20 protein-coding genes are annotated in these 19,888 nt (G+C 65.0%); 14 read left to right on the forward strand and 6 right to left on the reverse strand.

Annotated elements, in window-relative coordinates; translation table 11 throughout:
- Nucleotides 1-25: 25 nt before the first annotated feature.
- The 10 genes from VFG17_RS05280 to mddA all read left to right on the forward strand — a co-directional run bounded on the left by VFG17_RS05280 (nt 26) and on the right by mddA (nt 8,036).
- Complete coding sequence (locus VFG17_RS05280) at nt 26-913, forward strand: helix-turn-helix domain-containing protein (RefSeq protein WP_325028417.1); 888 nt, start codon at nt 26-28, stop codon at nt 911-913.
- 283 nt (nt 914-1,196) lie between these two features.
- Entirely contained in the window at nt 1,197-1,706 is a 510-nt protein-coding gene (locus tag VFG17_RS05285; RefSeq protein ID WP_325028418.1) for an SUF system Fe-S cluster assembly regulator, read from the forward strand.
- Nucleotides 1,703-3,190 carry a Fe-S cluster assembly protein SufB gene (sufB, locus tag VFG17_RS05290; protein WP_325028419.1) on the forward strand — a complete coding sequence of 496 codons (1,488 nt, stop codon included), beginning with the start codon at nt 1,703-1,705 and terminating at the stop codon, nt 3,188-3,190. The genes VFG17_RS05285 and sufB overlap by 4 nt, the downstream gene beginning before the upstream one ends.
- Nucleotides 3,187-3,702, forward strand: a complete 516-nt coding sequence (locus VFG17_RS05295; RefSeq protein WP_325028420.1) for a GNAT family N-acetyltransferase — start codon at nt 3,187-3,189, stop codon at nt 3,700-3,702. Before sufB ends, VFG17_RS05295 begins: the two co-directional genes overlap by 4 nt.
- Nucleotides 3,689-4,510, forward strand: a complete 822-nt coding sequence (sufC, locus tag VFG17_RS05300; RefSeq protein ID WP_325028421.1) for a Fe-S cluster assembly ATPase SufC — start codon at nt 3,689-3,691, stop codon at nt 4,508-4,510. The genes VFG17_RS05295 and sufC overlap by 14 nt, the downstream gene beginning before the upstream one ends.
- Nucleotides 4,507-5,238: a SufD family Fe-S cluster assembly protein gene (locus VFG17_RS05305; RefSeq protein ID WP_325028422.1), complete on the forward strand. Its 732-nt coding sequence runs from the start codon at nt 4,507-4,509 to the stop codon at nt 5,236-5,238. Before sufC ends, VFG17_RS05305 begins: the two co-directional genes overlap by 4 nt.
- Nucleotides 5,235-6,416, forward strand: coding sequence for a cysteine desulfurase (locus tag VFG17_RS05310; protein WP_325028423.1), 1,182 nt, complete (start codon nt 5,235-5,237; stop codon nt 6,414-6,416). The genes VFG17_RS05305 and VFG17_RS05310 overlap by 4 nt, the downstream gene beginning before the upstream one ends.
- Entirely contained in the window at nt 6,413-6,883 is a 471-nt protein-coding gene (locus tag VFG17_RS05315) for an SUF system Fe-S cluster assembly protein (protein WP_325028424.1), read from the forward strand. Before VFG17_RS05310 ends, VFG17_RS05315 begins: the two co-directional genes overlap by 4 nt.
- A complete protein-coding gene (locus VFG17_RS05320; protein WP_325028425.1) occupies nt 6,883-7,239 on the forward strand; it encodes an iron-sulfur cluster assembly accessory protein in 357 nt (118 codons plus the stop codon). The genes VFG17_RS05315 and VFG17_RS05320 overlap by 1 nt, the downstream gene beginning before the upstream one ends.
- 59 nt (nt 7,240-7,298) lie before the next feature.
- The gene (mddA, locus tag VFG17_RS05325) at nt 7,299-8,036 is read left to right on the forward strand and encodes a methanethiol S-methyltransferase (RefSeq protein ID WP_325028426.1); all 738 of its coding nucleotides are present in this window, start codon (nt 7,299-7,301) and stop codon (nt 8,034-8,036) included.
- Here mddA and VFG17_RS05330 read toward each other — a convergent pair.
- The gene (locus VFG17_RS05330) at nt 8,033-8,749 is read right to left on the reverse strand and encodes an extensin family protein (RefSeq protein ID WP_325028427.1); all 717 of its coding nucleotides are present in this window, start codon (nt 8,747-8,749) and stop codon (nt 8,033-8,035) included. The genes mddA and VFG17_RS05330 overlap by 4 nt on opposite strands.
- 68 nt (nt 8,750-8,817) lie before the next feature.
- Here VFG17_RS05330 and VFG17_RS05335 point away from each other — a divergent pair, with 68 nt between their 5' ends.
- On the forward strand, nt 8,818-10,362 hold the full coding sequence (locus tag VFG17_RS05335; protein ID WP_325028428.1) for a tryptophan halogenase family protein: 1,545 nt from the start codon (nt 8,818-8,820) through the stop codon (nt 10,360-10,362).
- Nucleotides 10,363-10,364: 2 nt separating this feature from the next.
- On the opposite strand, the gene VFG17_RS05340 is transcribed toward VFG17_RS05335, so the two are convergent.
- The gene (locus tag VFG17_RS05340) at nt 10,365-11,753 is read right to left on the reverse strand and encodes a cation:proton antiporter (protein ID WP_325028429.1); all 1,389 of its coding nucleotides are present in this window, start codon (nt 11,751-11,753) and stop codon (nt 10,365-10,367) included.
- Nucleotides 11,754-12,000: 247 nt separating this feature from the next.
- Between VFG17_RS05340 and VFG17_RS05345 the strand changes: the two genes are divergently transcribed.
- Nucleotides 12,001-12,240 (forward strand): type II toxin-antitoxin system prevent-host-death family antitoxin, encoded by a 240-nt coding sequence (locus VFG17_RS05345; protein ID WP_325028430.1) that lies wholly within the window; start codon nt 12,001-12,003, stop codon nt 12,238-12,240.
- The gene (locus VFG17_RS05350) at nt 12,240-12,734 is read left to right on the forward strand and encodes a PIN domain-containing protein (RefSeq protein ID WP_325028431.1); all 495 of its coding nucleotides are present in this window, start codon (nt 12,240-12,242) and stop codon (nt 12,732-12,734) included. Before VFG17_RS05345 ends, VFG17_RS05350 begins: the two co-directional genes overlap by 1 nt.
- Before the next feature lie 104 nt (nt 12,735-12,838).
- Here VFG17_RS05350 and VFG17_RS05355 read toward each other — a convergent pair whose 3' ends face one another.
- Complete coding sequence (locus VFG17_RS05355; RefSeq protein ID WP_325028432.1) at nt 12,839-14,245, reverse strand: cytochrome P450; 1,407 nt, start codon at nt 14,243-14,245, stop codon at nt 12,839-12,841.
- 173 nt (nt 14,246-14,418) lie between these two features.
- On the opposite strand from VFG17_RS05355, the gene VFG17_RS05360 reads away from it, so the two are divergent.
- On the forward strand, nt 14,419-15,264 hold the full coding sequence (locus VFG17_RS05360; protein WP_325028433.1) for a hypothetical protein: 846 nt from the start codon (nt 14,419-14,421) through the stop codon (nt 15,262-15,264).
- Nucleotides 15,265-15,267: 3 nt separating this feature from the next.
- On the opposite strand, the gene VFG17_RS05365 is transcribed toward VFG17_RS05360, so the two are convergent.
- The 3 genes from VFG17_RS05365 to VFG17_RS05375 all read right to left on the reverse strand — a co-directional run bounded on the left by VFG17_RS05365 (nt 15,268) and on the right by VFG17_RS05375 (nt 19,888).
- Nucleotides 15,268-16,599: a dicarboxylate/amino acid:cation symporter gene (locus VFG17_RS05365; RefSeq protein ID WP_325028434.1), complete on the reverse strand. Its 1,332-nt coding sequence runs from the start codon at nt 16,597-16,599 to the stop codon at nt 15,268-15,270.
- A 48-nt stretch (nt 16,600-16,647) separates the two neighbouring features.
- Nucleotides 16,648-17,991 (reverse strand): dicarboxylate/amino acid:cation symporter, encoded by a 1,344-nt coding sequence (locus tag VFG17_RS05370; protein ID WP_325028435.1) that lies wholly within the window; start codon nt 17,989-17,991, stop codon nt 16,648-16,650.
- Between the two features lie 112 nt (nt 17,992-18,103).
- Nucleotides 18,104-19,888, reverse strand: a complete 1,785-nt coding sequence (locus VFG17_RS05375) for an SLC13 family permease (RefSeq protein WP_325028436.1) — start codon at nt 19,886-19,888, stop codon at nt 18,104-18,106.

Here is a 19,888-nt window from a genome sequence, read left to right on the forward strand (position 1 = left end):
AAAAGGCTGCGAAGGTCTGGGTCTCATGTCGCAAACTTCATCCTCGCCGATGGGCGTGGACGGCAGCGCGCCGTTCGAACTGCATTATTTTCCGCCCGATCCCGATCTGGCGGAAATGGTGTCGAGTTTCTATTTCGCGCGAAGCCGCTTGCAGCGTTTCGACGAATATGAGCGCGCCGACCGTCCCCAATTCCGTTTCGTGAGCGACGCGACGGGCGAGTATATTTTTGCGGACGGTCATCAATCGCCGGTCTGCCGCGCCAATATCATCGGCCCAACCAGCGGGCGCGTCCGCATGATCATCAACGGCCCCGGGCAGCTTTTCGGTTTCGGCCTGCTGCCGGCCGGCTGGGCCGCCTTGATCGGCGACGGCACCGAAAAGCTCACCGATCGCGCCATCGACGCCGCCGACCTGTTCGGTCCGTGGATCGACGAGGTTGCGGTGGCGCTCGAAAAAGCCGCGACGGTCGAAGAAAAACTGGTCATCGGTAATAATTTCGCACGCGAGGTGCTGACCCGGAATGAAAATCCCCCAATGTGGTTCATCCGCACCGTCGACGGCTGGCTGACCGCGTCGGCCTCGCCGCAGGTGCCCGAACTGGTCGAGGCGACGGGCATGTCGATCCGCTCGGTCGAGCGGATGACGAAACATTATTACGGCCTCTCACCACGGATGCTCGCGCGCAAATATCGCGCGGTGCGCGCCGCATCGGCGCTCGCGCGCGGCGAAGGGCTCGACGCGGCGCAGCTCGGCGACGCCTTCTACGACCAGTCGCACCTGATCCGCGAGATCAAGCGTTTTGCCGGCGCGACGCCCGGCCAGCTCGGCAAGCCGACGACCTACACCGAAGCGACGACCAAGGGCCGCAAGCAGCTCGCCGGCCGCGTCAGCCCACTCGTGTCCGAGACGTGAGCCGTTAACCTTCAAAAATTGCGCGCCCTGTCGTTTTGGCGTTTCCATACAATCACGAATCGGGTGCGGGGCATAATTCCCCCTTGCGACCCAGAAGAGCTCATCCTCTGACGAGGACTTGAGACCTTCATCTTGGCACTCATTTGGCTTCGGCCGGATGGGTGCCTTTTTTTTGGCCGCAAAGCTATGCGCGGGCGACCTTGCGCCGCATGCGCCGACCACCTATGTAAGTGGAGTAATTTACTCCAGTTAAGAATCGTTCGCAATTGCGACGGAAAAGAACATGCGCCTGTCCAACCTTGCCGATTATGCCGTGGTGCTGATGAGCGCCGCCGCCCGCCAATGCGGGTCGGTGCCGATTCACGCCGGCATGCTCGCCGAGCAGACGGGCATCCCGGGGCCGACCGCGCAAAAGCTGGTCAGCCAGCTCGCGCGCGCCGGGCTGCTCGTCGCGTCGCGCGGCAGCGGCGGCGGGGTGCGGCTCGCGCGGCCCGCGGCGGCGATCAATGTCGCCGACATCATCGAAGCCGTCGAAGGGCCGATCGCGCTCACCTCCTGCGTCGCCGAAGGACGCCATGATTGCTCGCTCGAAGGCAGCTGCAAGGTGCAGCCGCACTGGGGCGTCGTCAACGGCGCGGTGCGCGGCGCTTTGGCGGAGATCAGTTTGGCGAGCCTCACCGTGACACCCCGCAAATCAAACCCGCTCGTGTCGAGCGAAGTCGAGATACCCCTCGGCAGCGCACAACCGATGGGCCTCTCGACTTCGCTCGAGGCGAACGGAATTCTTCTATGACCGACAACACCGAACTTCCCGTCAAGGACCAGGCCGCGCACGACGCCGCCGCAAAAGTCGCCGATTATGAGCATGGCTGGTCCTCCAGCATCGAGACCGACTTCGCGCCCAAGGGGCTGACCGAGGACACGGTCCGTTTCATCAGCGCGAAGAAGAACGAGCCCGAATGGATGCTCGACTGGCGGCTGAAGGCGTTCCGCCACTGGCAGACGATGGAAACGCCCGACTGGGCGAAGCTCAACGTCCCGCCGATCGACTATCAGGACGCTTATTATTACGCGGCGCCCAAGGCGAAGCCGAAGCTTTCGAGCCTCGACGAGGTCGATCCCGAAATCCTCGAAGTCTACAAGAAACTCGGCATCCCGATCGAGGAGCAGAAAGTGCTCGCGGGGGTCGAGGGCGCGCGCAAGGTCGCGGTCGACGCGGTGTTCGACAGCGTCAGCGTCGCGACGACCTTCCGCGAGGAACTGAAGCGCGCGGGCGTGATCTTCCTCGCCATCTCCGAAGCGATCCGCGAATATCCCGAGCTGGTGAAGAAGTGGCTCGGCAAGGTCGTGCCGATGCATGACAATTATTTCGCCACATTGAACTGCGCGGTCTTCTCGGACGGGACGTTTGTTTACGTGCCCGAGGGCGTCCGTTGCCCGATGGAACTCAGCACCTATTTCCGCATCAATGCCGAGAATACGGGGCAGTTCGAGCGCACGTTGATCGTCGCCGACAAGGGCGCCTATGTCTCCTATCTCGAAGGCTGCACCGCGCCGATGCGCGACGAGAACCAGCTCCACGCCGCGGTGGTCGAACTGGTCGCATTGGACGATGCCGAGATCAAATATTCGACCGTGCAGAACTGGTATCCCGGCAACGCCGAGGGCCTCGGCGGCATCTATAATTTCGTGACCAAGCGCGCGCTCTGCCAGGGCAAGCGCAGCAAGGTGTCGTGGACGCAGGTCGAGACGGGCAGCGCGATCACCTGGAAATATCCGAGCTGCGTGCTCAACGGCGACGACAGCGTCGGCGAATTCTATTCGGTCGCGGTCACCAACAATTTCCAGCAGGCCGACACGGGCACCAAGATGATCCACAACGGCAAGCGCACGCGCTCGACCATCGTCAGCAAGGGGATCAGCGCGGGCAAGTCGAACAACACCTATCGCGGCATCGTCCGCGTCGCGCCGAATGCCGAGGGCGTGCGCAACTTCACCCAGTGCGACAGTTTGCTTTTGGGCAGTAGCTGCGGCGCGCATACCGTGCCCTATATCGAAGTCCGCAACCCGAGCGCGACCGTCGAGCACGAAGCGACGACGAGCAAGATCAGCGACGACCAGCTCTTCTACGCGATGCAGCGCGGGCTGGGGCAGGAGGAAGCGGTGGCGCTGATCGTCAACGGGTTTGCGAAGGAAGTGCTGCAGCAACTGCCGATGGAATTCGCGGTCGAGGCGCAAAAGCTGCTGGGGATCAGCCTTGAGGGGAGCGTCGGATGAGCGTCGAAGTTCGTTCCGCCACCTCGAACGACGCGCCCGAACTGACCGCGCTGCTCAACGCGATTATCGCGCGCGGCGGCACGACCGCTCTGGAGACGCCCTTCACGCCCGATCGCCTCGACGCCGCCTATCTCACCGGCCCGGACGTGTGGAGTTGTTTCGTCGCAGTGGGCCCGGACGGTCGGCTGGAAGGATTTCAGACGCTGATCCGCGAGGACCGCTATCCGAAGGATTGGGGCGACATCGGCACCTTCACGCGGGTCGATGGCATCCAGAAGGGGGTGGGCACTGTCTTGTTCGCCGCAACGCGCGCGCGGGCTGGCCAACTCGGTCTCGCTGTGATCAACGCGACGATCCGCGCCGACAACATCGGAGGTCTCGCCTTCTATTCGAAGATGGGACTCGAAGATTATGCCGTCGACCGAGCCGAGCCGCTTGCCGACGGTACGCCGGTCGACCGCATCCATAAACGCTATCTTCTCAACATCGATGGACATGATGCTCAAAATTGAAAACCTCCACGCCACCGTCGCCGACAAACCGATCCTGAAGGGCCTGTCGCTCGCCATCAATGCGGGCGAAATCCATGCGATCATGGGGCCGAACGGCGCGGGCAAGTCGACGCTGTCCTATGTGCTTGGCGGACGGCCGGGTTATGAGGTCACCGAAGGATCGGCCAGCTTCACGCCCGAGGTCATGTTCCCCGGCGCGAGCACATCCGACGAGGCGGGCTCCGGCTTTCAGCGCGGAACGGGAACCACCGAAACGCTCGACCTTCTCGCCCTCGACCCGCACGAGCGCGCCGCGGCGGGCCTGTTCCTTGGCTTCCAATATCCGGTCGAAATCCCCGGCGTGTCGAACGTCCAGTTCCTGCGCGAAAGCCTCAACGCCCAGCGCAAGGCGCGCGGCGAGGAGCCTTTATCGGGCGGCGATTTCCTGAAGCTGGCGCGCGAGAAGGCGGGGCTGCTCAAGCTCGACATGGATATGCTCAAGCGCCCGGTGAACGTCGGCTTTTCGGGCGGCGAGAAGAAGCGCAACGAGATGGTGCAGATGGGCATCCTCGACCCCAAGCTCGCGATCCTCGACGAAACGGACTCAGGGCTGGACATCGACGCGCTGCGCGTCGTCGGCGATGGCATCAATGCGATCATGCGCCGCCCCGACAAGGCGGTGCTGCTGATCACCCATTATCAGCGCCTGCTCGACTATGTGCAGCCCGATTTCGTCCACGTCCTCGCCGGCGGGCGCATCGTCAAGTCGGGCGGTCCCGAACTGGCGCGCGAACTGGAAGCGCATGGCTATGCGGAGGTTACGGCTTGAACACCGCCGCCCTCCCCTCGCGCCGCGATGAGGCGTGGCGTTACGCCGACATCGACGCGGTAACCGCGGCGTGGCCGCTGCCCGCGCCGGAGAGCATCATCGTGCCCGCGGGCGGCGACTTCAAACGCGCGATCATTCAGGATGAAGGCGCGATCCGGCAGATCGAAATGAGCATCGGCAAGGGCGCGACCGCGTCGCTGCATATCCTCAACATCGGCGGCGCCTATGGCCGCATCGAACTGAACGTCACGCTGCACGAGGGCGCCGATTTCACCCTCGGCGCGGCGCAGATCGGCGGGGGCGAGCAGACTCTCGAGATTATTACCACCGTCACCCATGCCGAACCCGGTGCGACCTCGCGGCAGATGGTGCGCTCGGTGCTCGGTGGCACCGCCACCGGCACCTATCTCGGCAAGGTCGCGGTCGCGCGCGACGCGCAGCAGACCGATAGCGAGCAGGATGTGAAGGCGATGTTGCTCGAACGCAGCGCGACCGCCAACGCCAAGCCCGAACTCGAAATCTTCGCCGACGACGTCAAATGCGCGCACGGCTGCGCGATCGGCGAGCTCGACGCCATGGCGCTCTATTATCTCCAGTCGCGAGGGCTGCCGCCCGCCGAAGCGAAGAAGCTGCTGCTGCAGGCCTTCGTCGCGGGGGTATTCGACGGCGCCGAGGACGAAGAGCGGCTGCAGGCGCTCGCGCTCGCGAAGCTGGGAGAGCTGGTGTGACCACCACGACCGCCCTCCGCACCTTCCCCGACGTCCGCGCCGACTTCCCCGGCCTCACCCCCGGCTGGCACTATCTCGACACCGCGGCGACCGCGCAGAAGCCGCAGGCGGTGATCGACGCGATGGTGAACGCGATGGGCCGCGACTATGCGACCGTCCACCGCGGCGTCTATGCGCGCTCGGCCGACATGACGCTCGCCTATGAAGCGGCGCGGCGGCGGATCGCGGGCTTTATCGGCGCGAAGGAAGAGCAGGTCGCGTTCGTGCGCGGCGCGACCGAGGCGATCAACCTCGTCGCTCATTCGCACCCCCGCAAAGGCCGCATACTGCTGTCGATGCTCGAACATCACAGCAATATCGTGCCATGGCAGCTCGCGGGTTGGCAGGTTGACGTCTGCCCGCTGACCGAAGACGGCCGCATCGACCTCGACGCCGCCGCGAAAATCCTGACCCCCGAACACAGGATGGTCGCCTTCGCCCACGTCTCGAACGTGCTCGGCAGCCCGCTCGATGTCGCGCGCGCCGCCGAACTCGCGCACCGCGTCGGCGCCGAATTGCTCATCGACGGCTGTCAGGCCGTGCCGCGCCTGCCGGTTGATGTCGCGGCATTGGGCTGCGACTATTACGCCTTTTCGGGACACAAGCTGTACGGCCCCACCGGCATCGGCGTGCTGTGGAGCGACAAGCTCAGCGCGTTGCCGCCCTGGCAGGGCGGCGGATCGATGATCGACCGCGTGACCTTCGAGCGGACGACCTATGCCCCCGCCCCCACCCGCTTCGAGGCGGGCACGCCCGCGATCGTCGAGGCGCTGGGGCTCGCGGCGGCGGTCGATTATGTCGAAAGCATCGGGATCGAGGCGATCCACGCGCACGAATGCGCGCTGGTCGGCAGCTTGCGCGAGGCCCTCGCACGCAAGAACAGCATCGCCCTCTATGGTCCTGTAAACAGTGCAGGAATCGTCAGCTTTTCGATGGCGGGGGTTCATCCGCACGATATCGGCACTATCTTGGACGAAAGCGGGGTCGCGATCCGCGCCGGGCACCATTGCGCGCAACCGCTGATGGAGCATCTGGGCGTACCCGCGACCGCGCGCGCCAGTTTTGGCGTTTACAACAATGACGACGATGTGGCGGCGCTGATCGACGGCCTCGCCCGCGTCGAAAGGATTTTCGGATGAGCGAGAACGGCACAATCAAGGTTGAGGAAGTGGAAAGCGTCGCGGCGCCGCCGAAGGCGCGCGTCGAGGACGTCGAGACCGCACCCGAGAAACTCGAACGCAAGCGCGACTATCTCGAAGGCTTCCTCGCCGCCAAGCCGGCGGCGGTCGAGCCCGGCGCGGTCGGCGGCGACCTCTACGAAGCCGTCATCGACGCGCTCAAGGAGATTTTCGACCCCGAGATTCCGGTGAACATCTACGACCTCGGCCTCATCTACAATGTCGAGATCGACGAAGGGCATGTGCTCGTCACGATGACCCTGACGACGCCGCACTGCCCGGTGGCGGAATCGATGCCCGCCGAGGTCGAACTGCGCGTCGGCGCGGTGCCCGGGGTTGGCGATGCCGAGGTCAATCTCGTCTGGGACCCGCCCTGGTCGCCGCAGAATATGAGCGACGAGGCGCGGCTCGAACTGGGGATGTTGTGATGACCGAGACCAAAACCCGCGCTCGCCCCGCCGCCGTCACGCTGACGCCGAACGCCGAGGCGCGCATCGCCAAGCTGATGGCGTCGGCGCCCGAGGGCGCGATCGGCGTGCGCCTGTCGACCCCGCGCCGCGGTTGCTCGGGGCTCGCCTACTCGGTCGACTATGTGACCGAAGAGGTGAAGTTCGACGAGAAGATCGAGACGCCGGGCGGCGTCTTCTACATCGATGGCGCGTCGGTGCTCTACCTGATCGGCAGCGTGATGGACTGGGTCGAGGACGACTTCGCCGCGGGCTTCGTCTTCGAGAATCCGAACGCCAAGGGCGCGTGCGGCTGCGGCGAGAGCTTCACCGTCTAAGGCGCGCTTTTCCGCGAAAAACATGCTATGATGGCTCCTCCAAAAGAAGGGGCAGCACCATGGTTCGTGCCTTCTATCTGGCCTATGCGGCCATCTGCTACGCGATATTCTTCGCGACATTTCTTTATCTTATCGCCTTTGTCGGCAACTTTTCTTTCGTCCAGCCGACCGTCGATTTCGCGCGCGAGGCACCGCCCGGGCGAACGCTGCTGATCGATGTCGCGCTGATCGCCCTGTTCGGTGTCCAGCATAGCGCGATGGCGCGGCCGGGGTTCAAGGCGGCGTGGACGCGCATCGTGCCCGCGCCGATCGAGCGCAGCACCTATGTGCTGCTCGCCAGCCTGGCGCTGATCATATTGATGCTGTTCTGGCACGAATGGGCGACGCCGGTCTGGACGGTGAGCAATCCTGTCGGCGCCGCGATCCTGTGGGGGCTCTTCGGCCTTGGATGGCTGATCGTGCTGACCAGCACTTTCCTGATCAACCATTTCGAGCTGTTCGGGCTGCAGCAGGCGTGGTTCGCGTTGCGCGAACGGGCGGCCGCGCCGCCGGTGCTGCGGCAGCCACTCTTTTATCGGTTCGTCCGCCATCCGCTCTATGCCGGATTCTTCATCGCCTTCTGGGCGACGCCCATGATGACCGCGGGGCATCTGCTGCTCGCAGCCGGATTCTCGCTCTATATGCTGATCGCGATCCGGCTCGAAGAGCGCGACCTGATCGACGTCTTCGGCGAGGCCTATGCCGGCTATCGCCGACGCGTCGGCATGCTCGTTCCGCGCGTCGGCAGCCGCCGTTAGCGGCAGACCGACCAGCCCGCAGTGCGCGCCGCCATGTCGAGATGAAAATGATTGGCATGCGCCGCATTATGGTCGGGTGACAGCACCGTGCCGAACAGGTCGCACGCTCCGTCGCGGACGTCGTGGAGAAATTCGCTGCGCGTGTCGCCGGGCTCCCAGTCGTTGATCAGCGAAATGCGCGTGCCGTCGGCAAGGACAAATGCCGAAATGTCGATCGCATTGGCGGTAGAATGCTCGCTCTGCGCTTCGCGCCCGGCGATTTTGCGGCAGTTATAGCTTCCGAGATTTTCGACCTCGACGACCCTCTGCCCGAAATATCGCTCGGCCGCCGGCTGAACGACGTCACGATCCCATAGCGCCATCGCCGCGGTCACCGCGCAGCCGGGCGCCGCTCCCGCGGGCCGCATCGTCGGCACGAACCGGTTGCCGGTCAGGATCATGCGCTGGCTCGCGCGGCATATCCCGTTGCCGACGGGCGGCCGCCGCAGATAGCCCGCGCCCGCACGGTCGAACGCGGCGAAGCAGGCGGCATCGTCGCCGGCGAGCGCGACCAGCTTGCCCTGCGTCGCCCATCCCGGCGGGTGCGCGAGCTCGAAGCGCGCGCCGGGGAAATGCTCGGGATGATCGCGCACCCACTGCATGCCGAAGATCGCGCCGATCGTCAGCAGCACCGCTACGGCGAACCAGATCAGATAGGGGCGGAGAGTCTTCATGGTTTCGCTTACCCGGTGCCGCAAATTACCGCTTGGCGAAAGCAATTTGCGGCTCGATAGCGTTATCAATGACGAAACGCTCGATCCTGATCGTCGGCGGCGGCACCGCGGGTTGGCTGACTGCCGCCTATCTCGCGCGCTTTTTCGACCTGCCGCGCAATCCGCGCCTGTCGATCACGCTGCTGGCGTCGGACGAGATCGGCAGCATCGGCGTCGGCGAAGGCGCATTTCCGACGATCCGTAATACGCTGCGCTTCATCGGCATCGACGAAAGCGCGTTCGTGCGCGCGACGTCGGCGACCTTCAAACAGGGCATTCGTTTCAACGATTGGGTGCACACCCCCGAAGCCGGCCGGTCGAGCCATTTTCTCCATCCCTTCGAGCCGCCGTTCGATGGCGACGGCCCCAGCCTCGTCGCCTATTGGCTGCTTCAGGACGAAAAGACGCGGCGGCCGTTCGCCGAGGCGATGACGATCCAGAACCGCGTCGCCGAGGCGCAGCGCGCGCCCAAGCGCCCCGGCGAGGGCGAATTCAGCGGCCCCCTCACCTACGCCTATCATTTCGATGCCGCGCGGCTGGCCGAAACCCTGTCGGCAGAGGCGCGCGCGATGGGGGTCGCGCATCTTGGCGGCACGCTCACGGAGGTCGCGCTCGATCCCGAAAGCGGCGCGATCGATCATGTCGTCACCGCCGAGCATGGCGCGCTCGCGGCCGACCTTTACATCGACTGTTCGGGTTTCCGCGCCGAACTGATCGGCGGCGCGCTGCAATCGCCGTTCCGGGGCGTGAAGCACCAGCTGTTCACCGACCGCGCGCTCGCGTGCAAGCTGCCCTATGACCGCCCCGACGTGCCGATCGAAAGCTATACGATCGCCGCTGCGCACGAGGCGGGGTGGACGTGGGACATCGGCCTGGCCGGCGCGCGGGGGGTCGGCTGCGTCTATTCGAGCGAGCATCTGAGCGATGCGCGCGCCGCGGAGATACTGGCGGACTACACCGGCGGCCGCAGCCATGACGTCACGCTCCGGTCGATTCCGTTCGAGGCCGGCTATCGCCCCGCTTCCTGGGTGAAGAATTGCGTCGCGGTCGGGCTGTCGGGCGGGTTCCTCGAGCCGCTCGAGTCGACGGGACTCGTGATGATCGAGACGGCGGCCGCGATGATCGCCGAGATGCTACCGCTCAGCGGGCCGGTCGCCGCCCCGGCGCGGCGGTTCAACGAACTGATGGCGGCGCGCTACGACAACATCATCAATTTCCTGAAGCTTCACTATTGCCTGAGCCGGCGCCGCGAAGGCTTTTGGCGCGACAATCGCGACCCGGCCTCGATCCCCGACCGGCTGAAACAATTGCTGGAGGAGTGGCGCTATCGCCCGCCGAGCCGCTTCGATTTCATCCTCGACCTCGAAAGCTTCGCGCCCTTCAATTATCAATATATCCTCTATGGCATGGAATTTCGCACCGACCTTTCGCCGGTGCGCGAGGATTTCCCCGACGTGGCCGAGGCCGAACGCATCTTTGCCCGGATCAGGAACTTCGGCGACCGCGCGGCGAGCGAACTGCCGGCGCACCGCGCGATGATCGATCAGATCAACGCGGGTGCAACGACGGCCTGATCTCAGGCGGGTTTGGCGGCAAGCTGGGCGTCGGCCCGTGGTTCGTCGGGACCGTCGGTGCCGAGTTGGCCAAGTTCACCCGTCTCGCGCGCCTTGCGCCCATAGACGATTTCGAACAACGGACCCGCCATCACCGTGGTGATGATCGCCATCAGCACCATCATCGAAAAGAGCGTCGGACCGATGATCCCTTTCTGAAGCCCGATGTTGATGATGATCAGCTCCATCAGCCCGCGCGCGTTCATCAGCGCGCCGATGCCCATCGCGGTACGATTGTCCTCGCCCGCGAGCCGTGCGGCGAGCCAGCAAGCGCCGAACTTCGCCGCGATCGAGACGAGCAATATGCCGAGCGCGAGCGCGAGCAGCATCAGGCTGTTCACCGTGTCGAGCCGGGTGTTGAGCCCCGAGTAAGTGAAGAAGACGGGGACGAGCAGGATCGTGATCGGACTGATCTTGCGCTTGATCTCTTCGGTCAGCTTGCCGCGCGGCATGCAGGCGCCGAGGATGAAGCCGCCGAACACCGCGTGGATGCCCGCGGCGTCCATGACGAAGGCGCAGAGCGCGAAAAGCATCAGGACGATCGACAGCATCGTGTCGCTCATCTCGCCGCGTTCCTCGATGATGCGGCGGAGCGGGACGAGCAGGCGGCGTCCGATGGAGAACATGAACAGCGCGAAGCTGAGCCCGCCGACGATCGCGATCAGCGCCACGCCGGGGCCGCCGCCAAAGGTCGCGAGCACGATCGCGAGCACGCACCATGACACGGCGTCGTCGAATGCGCCCGCCGTCAGCGAAAGCGTGCCGAGCGCGGTATCGGCGAGGCCGCGTTCATTGATAATGCGCGCGAGCATCGGGAACGCGGTCAGCGCGATGCACGCGCCCATGAACAAAGTCGCGCTGCCCTGGCTCAGCCCCTCGGTAAAGAGGCCCGGGACGTCGAGCAGGAAAGGCGTGATCAGCGCGGCGAACAGGAAGGGCGCGATAATGCCCGCTGCCGACACGCCCATCGCGCTTTTCGCCTTCGACTGGAAATGGTCGAGGCGCAGCGTGGTGCCGACGAGGAACATATAAAGGCCCACGCCAACCTGCGCGCAGACGTAGAGGATGCTGCGCGTTTCCTTCGGGAAAAGCGCTGCCTGAAATTCGGGGAAGAAGAGGCCGAAGAGCGAGGGGCCGATGAGGACGCCGGCGATCATTTCCCCCACGACCTGCGGCTGCCCGAGGAATTTCTTCGCGGCCCAGCCGACGGCGCGGCAAACGAGCAGAATCACGGCGATCTGAAGGAAGAAATGGATGCTGAAGTCGGTCGGGGTATAGCTTGCCGGGGAATTGATCGCCGGGCCGTGTGCGCCGAGCACATCGCCGATCGCCTCGACCAGCTCATGGAACATATTTGATACCAATTTATCTCTCCCCACCATAGCGACGACGATCTCGATTGCACCGTCTTCCGCTTTTTCCCGGCATCAGGAGGCATGAAAGCGCCGCGGATGCAATGGCGACTTCGCAATTGGGCGGCCCGCAACGGTCGATTTCCGGTACCGCGATCATTTTTGTTGCCGAGCCGCCACAGTGTAGTAACATACCTACATGTGAACGATCACAATATGCTATGATTTTGCATAGCGAGGGGTGGTGATGAAGCGCGTCACAAGCCGCGAACTCAATCAGGATGTCAGCCGCGCTAAGCGATTCGCGCTTGTGGAACCGGTGTTCGTCACCGATCGCGGGCGTCCCACGCATGTGCTGATCAGCATCGACGCATGGCGGCAGCTCAGCGGCGAACGCGAGACTATGGCGCAGTTGCTCGCCGCGCCGCCCGGCGAAGCCGCGCTCGACCGTGCGTATCTGCGCAAGGCGCTGGAGGGGCGCGGCTGATGTTTCTGCTCGACGCAGGAATCCTGTTCGATCTGCGCCACGCCCGCGCCGATGGCGAAGGCGCGGCGCTTGCGGGATGGGCGCAGCGCACGTCGCGCCAATCGATGTTCCTGTCGGCGCTGTCGCTCGTCGAGCTGGAAAATGCCGCCGCGCTGGCGACGGAACAGGGCAAGGCGGCGGGCACGGCGTGGCGCGACTGGATCGACGGCCAATTGCTGCCGGCGTTCGAAGGCCGTGTCCTGCCGGTCGATCTGCCGATTGCGCGCCGGCGGGCGGCACTCACGCTCGGCAACGACCGCGACGCGCTGCTCGCCGCAACCGCGCTCGAACATGGACTGGCGTTCGTCACCTATCGCACGGCGGCGTTTCGCGGGACACGGGTCAAGCTGCTCGACCCCAGCCGCGCCGCGCCCGATGCCGCCGACGATGGCGACTGGCGCGCGGCAGCGCGCGGCCGGTCGCCGTGGATCCGGAACCTGTTTATTCGGGGGTGAAGACCGGCGGTATATGTGGCGGGGAGAGGGGCAGTTAGCGACCGGTTGCAGACCCATATTCCGTCGTCATTGTCCGCTTCCCCCCCTAAGCCGACGTCGGCCACCTACAACGGGACAAAGCTCACCGTCAGCCCGTCCTTGGGCCGTGGTATCGGCAGCACCTGCCATTCGGGCGCATAGCCGTCGGCGACGGTGATGCGGTGCGTCGTGACGACATGATGGAAGAAGATTTTCGCCTGCATATAGGCGAAGTGCAGCCCCAGGCACATGTGCGCGCCGCCCCCGAAGGGCACCCACGCATATTTGTGCCGCTCGCGCGCGACTTCGGGCGAAAAGCGCATCGGGTCGAACTTGTGCGGCTCGGGCCAATGCTCCTCCATCATATGCGTATAGGCCGGGCTGACGCCGACCGAGGTGCCGGCAGGGATGCGATAGCCGCCATATTCGAAATCCTTCAATGCCCGGCGCGGGAAGCTCGGCACCGGGGGCACGAGCCGCAGCGCCTCCTTGAACGCCCATTCGGTCATTTCGAGCTCGCCGAGGCTGTTGTGCCCGACCCCCTCGCCCGCCGGTGCGACGCTCAGCATCTCCTCGCGCAGCCGGTCCTGCCATTCAGGGTTGCGCGCAAGCTGCCAGACGAGCGTTGTGATCGAACTGGTGATCGTGTCGTGCGCCGCCATCATCAGGAAGTTCATATGATCGACGATCGCCTCGACCGACATATATTCGCCGTCGTCGTCGCGCGTGCGGCAGATCTGGCTGAACATGTCCTCGCCGCTGCCCTCGCGTCGCTCGGGGACCATCTTGCCGAAATAGTCGACCAGATAGGCGCGCCCCTTCGCGCCGCGTCCCATCGCGGTAAAGGGCAAGGGCACGCGCACGACGCCGATCGACGCCTGCACCATGTCGACGAACGCCTTGTTGACCCTGTCCGCCTCCGGCCCCCAGGGGATGCCGAGAAAGCTCGTCGCGGCGAGGTCGAGCGTCAGCTCCTTGATTGCCGGATAGAATTTGAAGGTCTTTCCGCTCCACTGGCCGATGCGGTCCTTGATCCCCTCGTTCAGCGAATCGGCATAGTGGCGCATCGGTTCGGGCTTGAAGGCCACCGACAGCACCTTGCGATCGGCGCGATGCTTTTCGAAGTCCATCAGCATCAGCCCGCGCGGGAAAAGCAGGTTGAGCACGGGTCCCCAGCCCTGTTCGGAGGAGAAGATTTTCTCGCGGTCGAACATGACGAGTTCGTTCGCCTCGGGCCCGTGCAGCGCGACGCTGCGCCCGCCGAAGCTGTTATTGCGATAGACGCGGCCATATTTGGCAACCATGCGGTTCGCGAAGGCCGGATAGTCACGAAGCTGTTCGAGCGTGTTGCCGAGCACGGGCATGCCGTCCTCACCCGGGATATGGTCGATCGCGCTGTCGGGATTGCGCGGCAGCCAGTGCCGCGTCTCAGGACCGAAACGCGTTTCGGACCATTCACTCTTCGCAGGCTGGATATTCGTCGGCGCGTTCATCGGTCGATCCTCGTCCATCATGTTCCGACGACCGGCGTAACCAACTACTGACATCGATGCAAGTAACGCCTTGCGGGGCGCGGGACACCATTCACCGCAAATTCAACTCGACTCGGGCAATTTGCTGAACAAGGTGACGGGTCGCAACCGTTGGACCCTAAAGGACAAAGCCCATGGCGAAGAGTTTGAAGCGTCCCCTTTCCCTTGCGCTCGGCGCGCTCGCTGCGACGACGCTCAGCGGCTGCTATTATGGCGACGTCTATGGCGCGAGCTACGCGTCGGGCGGCGATTGCGCCGCGCGCTATGGCGACGCCTATTACGACTATGACGGCTATGCCTATGACGATGGCTATGGCTACGACTGCTACGACGCGTCGGATTATGGCAACGGCTTCGTCAATATCGGTTTCGGCGGCGGCTGGTACGACGATTATTATTATCCCGGCTATGGCATGTGGATGTTCGACAATTACCGCAACCGCTATCCGCTGCGCGATCGCTATCTCAACTATTGGGGCGGGCGCCGCGCCTGGTGGAAGCATCATGGCGGGCGCAAGGACTGGAAGCCTGGCCGTCCCGGCTGGCATCGCGGCGACCGCGACGACGACGGCCCGCGCGGAACGCGACCGGGCCGTCCGGGCAAGCCCCCGGCAACCGGCAATCATGGACGCCCCGGCTGGAATCATGGCGACCGCGACGGCCGCCCGGGCGATGGCCGGCCAAGCCGTCCGGGTGGATGGAACCGCGGCGACCGCGACAATGACGGCCCGCGCGGTACGCGGCCCGGTCGTCCGGAGAGGCCGCCGGTCGCGGGCAATCCGGGACGTCCCGATCGCGGTCCCGGCGCGGTTCGTCCGCGCCCGGGCCGCGACATTTCCTCGCCGTCGCGCCCGCCTTCGGCCCGGCCCGACCGCGGCCCGCGTCCCGCACCGGCGGTGCGCAGCGCGCCCGCGCCGCGCGCAACACCGCCCGCCGGCCGCGCGCGCAGCGATCGGGCGAACAAGACCCGTCCGGACTGATCGTCAAGCGGGCGGGGCGGCCTTTGCCGTCGTCCCGTCCTTCACGCCCGCCGATACCACCGTCGCCGCGACCAGATCGCCGATAACGTTGAGCGTCGTGCGGCACATGTCGAGGAAGCGGTCGACGCCGAGGATCAACCCGATCCCTTCGGGCGGCACGCCGACCGAGGCGAGGATCAGCGCGATCACCGGCAGCGAACCCGCGGGCACACCCGCCGTCCCGATCCCGCCGAGGATGCAGACGAGCATCACGACGATCTGCTGCTGAAGCGTCAGGTCGATGCCGAAGAATTGGGCGAGAAAGATCACCGTCACCCCCTCGAACATCGCGGTGCCGTTCTGGTTCGCCGTCGCCCCGATCGTCAGCACGAAGCGCGCGACGCGGTCGGGCAGGCGCAGGCGGTCGTGCGCGACGCGCAGCGCGGTCGGCAGCGTCGCGTTCGACGAGGCGGTCGCAAAGGCCATGACGAAGGCCTCCTGCGTCTCTTGGAAGAAGGCGACGGGCGATTTTCGCGCGAGCGTCTTGAGCAGCACCGGAAAGACCACGAACATCTGGAGCGCGAGCGCGAGCAGCACGACCCCGACGAAGGCCGACAGGCGGATGATGAGGTCCCAGCCGAACTGCGCGGCGAGGTTGAACATGAAGCAGAAGACGGCAATTGGCGCGAGCTGGATGACGAGGCCGATCAGCTTCATCACCACCTCGAAAATGCCCTCGATCGCGGTCTTCAGCGTCTCGGTCCGCGGGGTGCTCACCAGCATCAGTCCGATGCCGAAGAAAAGCGCGAAGAACATCACCGCGAGCACATCGTTCGCGCCCATCGCGGCGAAGATATTGTCGGGGACGATCGCGACCACCGCGTCCATCCCGGATTTCGATTCGCCCGCGCGATCGGCGATCGCCTGCGCGCCGGCGGCGCCTTCGGCCATCAACGAGCGCGCCAGCGCCGGATCGACCCCGGCGCCCGGCTGGAGCAGGTTGACGACGAGAAGGCTGATGACGACCGAGATCGTCGACACCGCGATCGTATAGACAAGCGTGCGCAGGCCGACCGATTTCAGCGCGCGCATTTCTCCCATTTCGGCGACCCCGACGATCAGCGCCGAAACGAGCAGGGGGATGACGAGCATGAAGAGCAGGCGCAGGAATATCTGCCCGAGCGGCCCCGTCACATAGGTGGTGACCGTTTCGACCCACGCCGCATCCGGCGCGCCGTAATGAACCGCAAGACCGATGGCGAGCCCGGCGAGAAAGCCGACGAGCATTCGCCAGCGCAGCCGCCGGGCGCGCGCCTCGTCGCGTTCGGCTTCGTCGATTGCGGCCGCTTCGGCCATGGCTCAGCTCCTTGCTCGCCCCCGATGGAGCGGCCGGCAGCTCGCGCGCTAGGCGTTATCGGCCGCTGGCTTATTATCCCCCGCCGCATCACTATCACGAAGATCGAGCCCGCGGGTTCCATGATGCGCCGTATGCGCCGGCGCGTGCGGCCGTTCGGCGTCGGCGGGTTCGGGCACTTCGAGCATGCCTTCCCACTTCGTGATGACGCTGGTCGCCACCGCATTGCCGACGACATTGGTCGCGGTGCGGCCCATGTCGAGGAAATGGTCGATCGCGAAGACGAGCGCGACGCCCTCGACCGGCAGGTCGAACATCGCGAGCGTCGCGGTGATGACGACGAGGCTCGCGCGCGGTACCGCGGCGATCCCCTTCGACGATACCATCAGCGTGAGCAGGATCAGGATCTGGGTGCCGATCGACAGCTCGATGCCATAGGCCTGCGCGATGAAGATAGTCGCAAAGCTCGCATACATCATCGACCCGTCGAGGTTGAAGCTGTAGCCCAGCGGCAGGACGAAGCCCGAGATGCGGCGCGGCACGCCGAAGCGGTCGAGCTGTTCGAAGAGCTTCGGCATCGCGGCTTCGGAGGAGGCGGTCGAAAAGGCGATGAGCAGCGGTTCGCGGATGTAGCGGATGAGCTGGATGATGCGTCCGCGCAGAAAGATCGCGCCGGCGGCGAGCAGCAGCACCCAGAGCAGCACGAGCGCGATGTAGAATTCGGTGAGCAGCTCGGCATAGGTCGCGAGGATGCCGAGACCCTGCTCTGCGACGACCTTGGCCAGCGCCCCGAAAACCGCGAGCGGCGCGAGACGCATGACATAGCCGGTGATCTGCAGCATCAGTTCGGCGAGCGCTTCGGCGCCGCGCACCAGCGGCTTGCCCTTTTCGCCAATCGCGGTCAGCCCGACGCCGGCGAAAAGCGCGAAGACGAGGATCTGGAGGACGTTGTTCTCCGCCATCGCCGCGATGACGTTCTTCGGGAAGATATGTTCGATGAATTCGAACATATCGAGCTTTTTCACCTCTCCCACCGACTGGGCGGAAGCGGTCATGTCGACCCCGACACCGGGCTGGAGCAGGTTGACCATGATCAGGCCGAGGCTGATCGAGATCAGGCTGGCGATGATGAACCAGGCGATCGCGCGCGTGCCGATGCGGCCGAGGGCCGAGCTGTCGCCCATATGCGCGATACCCGAGATGAGCGTGCCGAGGATCAGCGGCGCGACGAGCATCTTGATGAGGTTGAGGAAGATGGTGGCGAGCGTGCCGAAGCTGCGCAGCCAATATTCGAACGCCTGGCTGTCGGCGGGCACGGCGACGCGGACCGCATATCCCACCACGATCCCGAGCACCATGCCCGCGAGAATATATAATGTAAGCTTGCGGTCCATGCGGCCGTCCCCCGAATAATCATTATGGCGCGCCGTGACCGGCCAGAATCTTGCCCCTTTGACCCGCCGCAAGCCGCAGCGTCAAGGGGCTGGCGGTTCGTCCGTTATGCGATCAGGTTATGAAGAAGGCGATCGCGAGACAGGTCGAAACCCCTGTAATGATGTTGAGCGGCACCCCGATCTTCACGAAATCGACGAAGCGATAGTCGCCCGCGGCATAGACGATCGTGTTCGTCTGATAACCGATCGGGGTCGCGAAACACGCCGACGCCCCAATCATCAGCGCGATCACCAGCGGGCGCGGATCGACCCCCAGTTCGGCGGCGATCGCGAGCGTCACCGGCGTCATCAGCGCCGCGACCGCATTGTTGCTGAGCAGTTCGGAGAGGATCAGCGCAAAGAAGTAGATGCCGAAGATCAGCACCCACATCGGCTGGTCCGCGAGCAACGGCTCGACCCAGCCGACCATCATCGCGACCGCGCCGCTCTGTTCGAGCGCCAGCCCGACCGCCAGCATCGCGAAGATCAGGATCAGCACGTCGCCGTCGATCGTCCCCCACGCTTCCTCGCTGTCGATGCAGCGGGTCACGAGGATCACGCCGATCGCGATGATCGCGGCGACCCCGATCGACATGATATCGAGCGCGGCGAGCGCGACGACCGCGATCATGCACAGGATCGCGATCCACGCCTTGCCGCGGCGAAACGCGCGAACCTTGGCGAGATCGGCGCCGATCAGGTGCGGATTGTCGCGCAGCGCCTCGACCTCGCGCTGCCCGCCGGCGACGAGCAGGCGGTCGGCGGGGCGGATGCGGACGCTCGCGAGATCGGGGCCGGGCTCGTGCGCGGGGCGATCGACGCCGATGATGCGCGCGCGGACCTTTTGCAGGAAGGGAATATCGATCAGCCGCTGGCCGATCGCCGGATGGTTCGACGCGATCATCGTTTCGACGACCACGTCGCCCTCGGCTGGCTCGCCGCCACCGATCCCAAGGCGAAACCGGCCCTGCTCGCGCCACGTCATCAGAGTCGCGCCATCGACGCGGAGGATCAGCCGATCGCCCGCCGCCAGCGTCCAATGTTCCAGATCGGCGCTATGCACGACCACCGAGCCGCGGCGCACCCCGACGATGCGGCCCGAGCGCGGCAGATCGCGAAAAGCCTCGACCGTCATGCCGACCAGATCATCGTCGTCGCCGAGCACCAGTTCGGTCAGATACTGGTGCGCGTCGTGCGTCCCCGCCGGCCCTTTCACGGGCTTGTCCGACGGCAGAAGCCACCACATCAGCGCGAGACCGATCATCCCCGACGCGGCGGTGACGAGGCCGACGGGGGTGATTTCGAAAATGCCGAAACGCTCCATCCCGGCCTGACGCACGATGCCGTCGACGACCAGGTTGGTCGAGGTTCCGATGAGGGTCAGCGTGCCGCCAAGCACCGCCGCGATCGACAGCGGCATCAACAGCTTCTTGGCGCTGACCCCCGTCACTTCGGCGAGCTTCAACATGATCGGCAACAGCACCACCACCACGGGCGTGTTGTTCAGGAAAGCCGATGCGAAAAGCGCGCCCACAAGCACTTCGACGATCGCGAGCCGCGGGTGCTTCTCCGCGCGCTTCATGATCGTGTCTGCGACGCGCTGAATGACGCCGGTGCGGATAAGCGCGCCCGACAGCACGAACATCGCGCCGATGACGATCGGCGCCGAGTTGGAAAAGACCGAATAGAGACCCTTGGCATCGAGGATGCCGAGCGCGAGATAGGTGCAAGCGCCAAGGATCGCGATGACGGTCGCGGGGAGCCGCTCCATCAGGAAGCCGACGAACATCGCGGCGAGAATGAACAGCGACAGGACCGCCTGATGCGCCTCGATGAAAGCCCGGATCGCTTCGATCAT

This window comes from Sphingopyxis sp., from assembly GCF_035686825.1.
Classification (GTDB): Bacteria; Pseudomonadota; Alphaproteobacteria; order Sphingomonadales; family Sphingomonadaceae; genus Sphingopyxis.

Coding starts and splice junctions, on each gene's coding strand:
- VFG17_RS05350 (WP_325028431.1), top strand. CDS start 12,240: ATGTTTCTGCTCGACGCAGGAATCCTGTTCGATCTGCGCCACGCCCGC.
- VFG17_RS05330 (WP_325028427.1), bottom strand. CDS start 8,749: ATGAAGACTCTCCGCCCCTATCTGATCTGGTTCGCCGTAGCGGTGCTG.
- VFG17_RS05365 (WP_325028434.1), bottom strand. CDS start 16,599: ATGGCCGAAGCGGCCGCAATCGACGAAGCCGAACGCGACGAGGCGCGC.
- VFG17_RS05340 (WP_325028429.1), bottom strand. CDS start 11,753: ATGTTCCATGAGCTGGTCGAGGCGATCGGCGATGTGCTCGGCGCACAC.
- VFG17_RS05335 (WP_325028428.1), top strand. CDS start 8,818: ATGACGAAACGCTCGATCCTGATCGTCGGCGGCGGCACCGCGGGTTGG.
- mddA (WP_325028426.1), top strand. CDS start 7,299: ATGGTTCGTGCCTTCTATCTGGCCTATGCGGCCATCTGCTACGCGATA.
- VFG17_RS05285 (WP_325028418.1), top strand. CDS start 1,197: ATGCGCCTGTCCAACCTTGCCGATTATGCCGTGGTGCTGATGAGCGCC.
- VFG17_RS05280 (WP_325028417.1), top strand. CDS start 26: ATGTCGCAAACTTCATCCTCGCCGATGGGCGTGGACGGCAGCGCGCCG.
- sufC (WP_325028421.1), top strand. CDS start 3,689: ATGCTCAAAATTGAAAACCTCCACGCCACCGTCGCCGACAAACCGATC.
- VFG17_RS05370 (WP_325028435.1), bottom strand. CDS start 17,991: ATGGACCGCAAGCTTACATTATATATTCTCGCGGGCATGGTGCTCGGG.
- VFG17_RS05375 (WP_325028436.1), bottom strand. CDS start 19,888: ATGATCGAAGCGATCCGGGCTTTCATCGAGGCGCATCAGGCGGTCCTG.
- VFG17_RS05345 (WP_325028430.1), top strand. CDS start 12,001: ATGAAGCGCGTCACAAGCCGCGAACTCAATCAGGATGTCAGCCGCGCT.
- VFG17_RS05360 (WP_325028433.1), top strand. CDS start 14,419: ATGGCGAAGAGTTTGAAGCGTCCCCTTTCCCTTGCGCTCGGCGCGCTC.
- VFG17_RS05315 (WP_325028424.1), top strand. CDS start 6,413: ATGAGCGAGAACGGCACAATCAAGGTTGAGGAAGTGGAAAGCGTCGCG.
- sufB (WP_325028419.1), top strand. CDS start 1,703: ATGACCGACAACACCGAACTTCCCGTCAAGGACCAGGCCGCGCACGAC.
- VFG17_RS05355 (WP_325028432.1), bottom strand. CDS start 14,245: ATGAACGCGCCGACGAATATCCAGCCTGCGAAGAGTGAATGGTCCGAA.
- VFG17_RS05320 (WP_325028425.1), top strand. CDS start 6,883: ATGACCGAGACCAAAACCCGCGCTCGCCCCGCCGCCGTCACGCTGACG.
- VFG17_RS05295 (WP_325028420.1), top strand. CDS start 3,187: ATGAGCGTCGAAGTTCGTTCCGCCACCTCGAACGACGCGCCCGAACTG.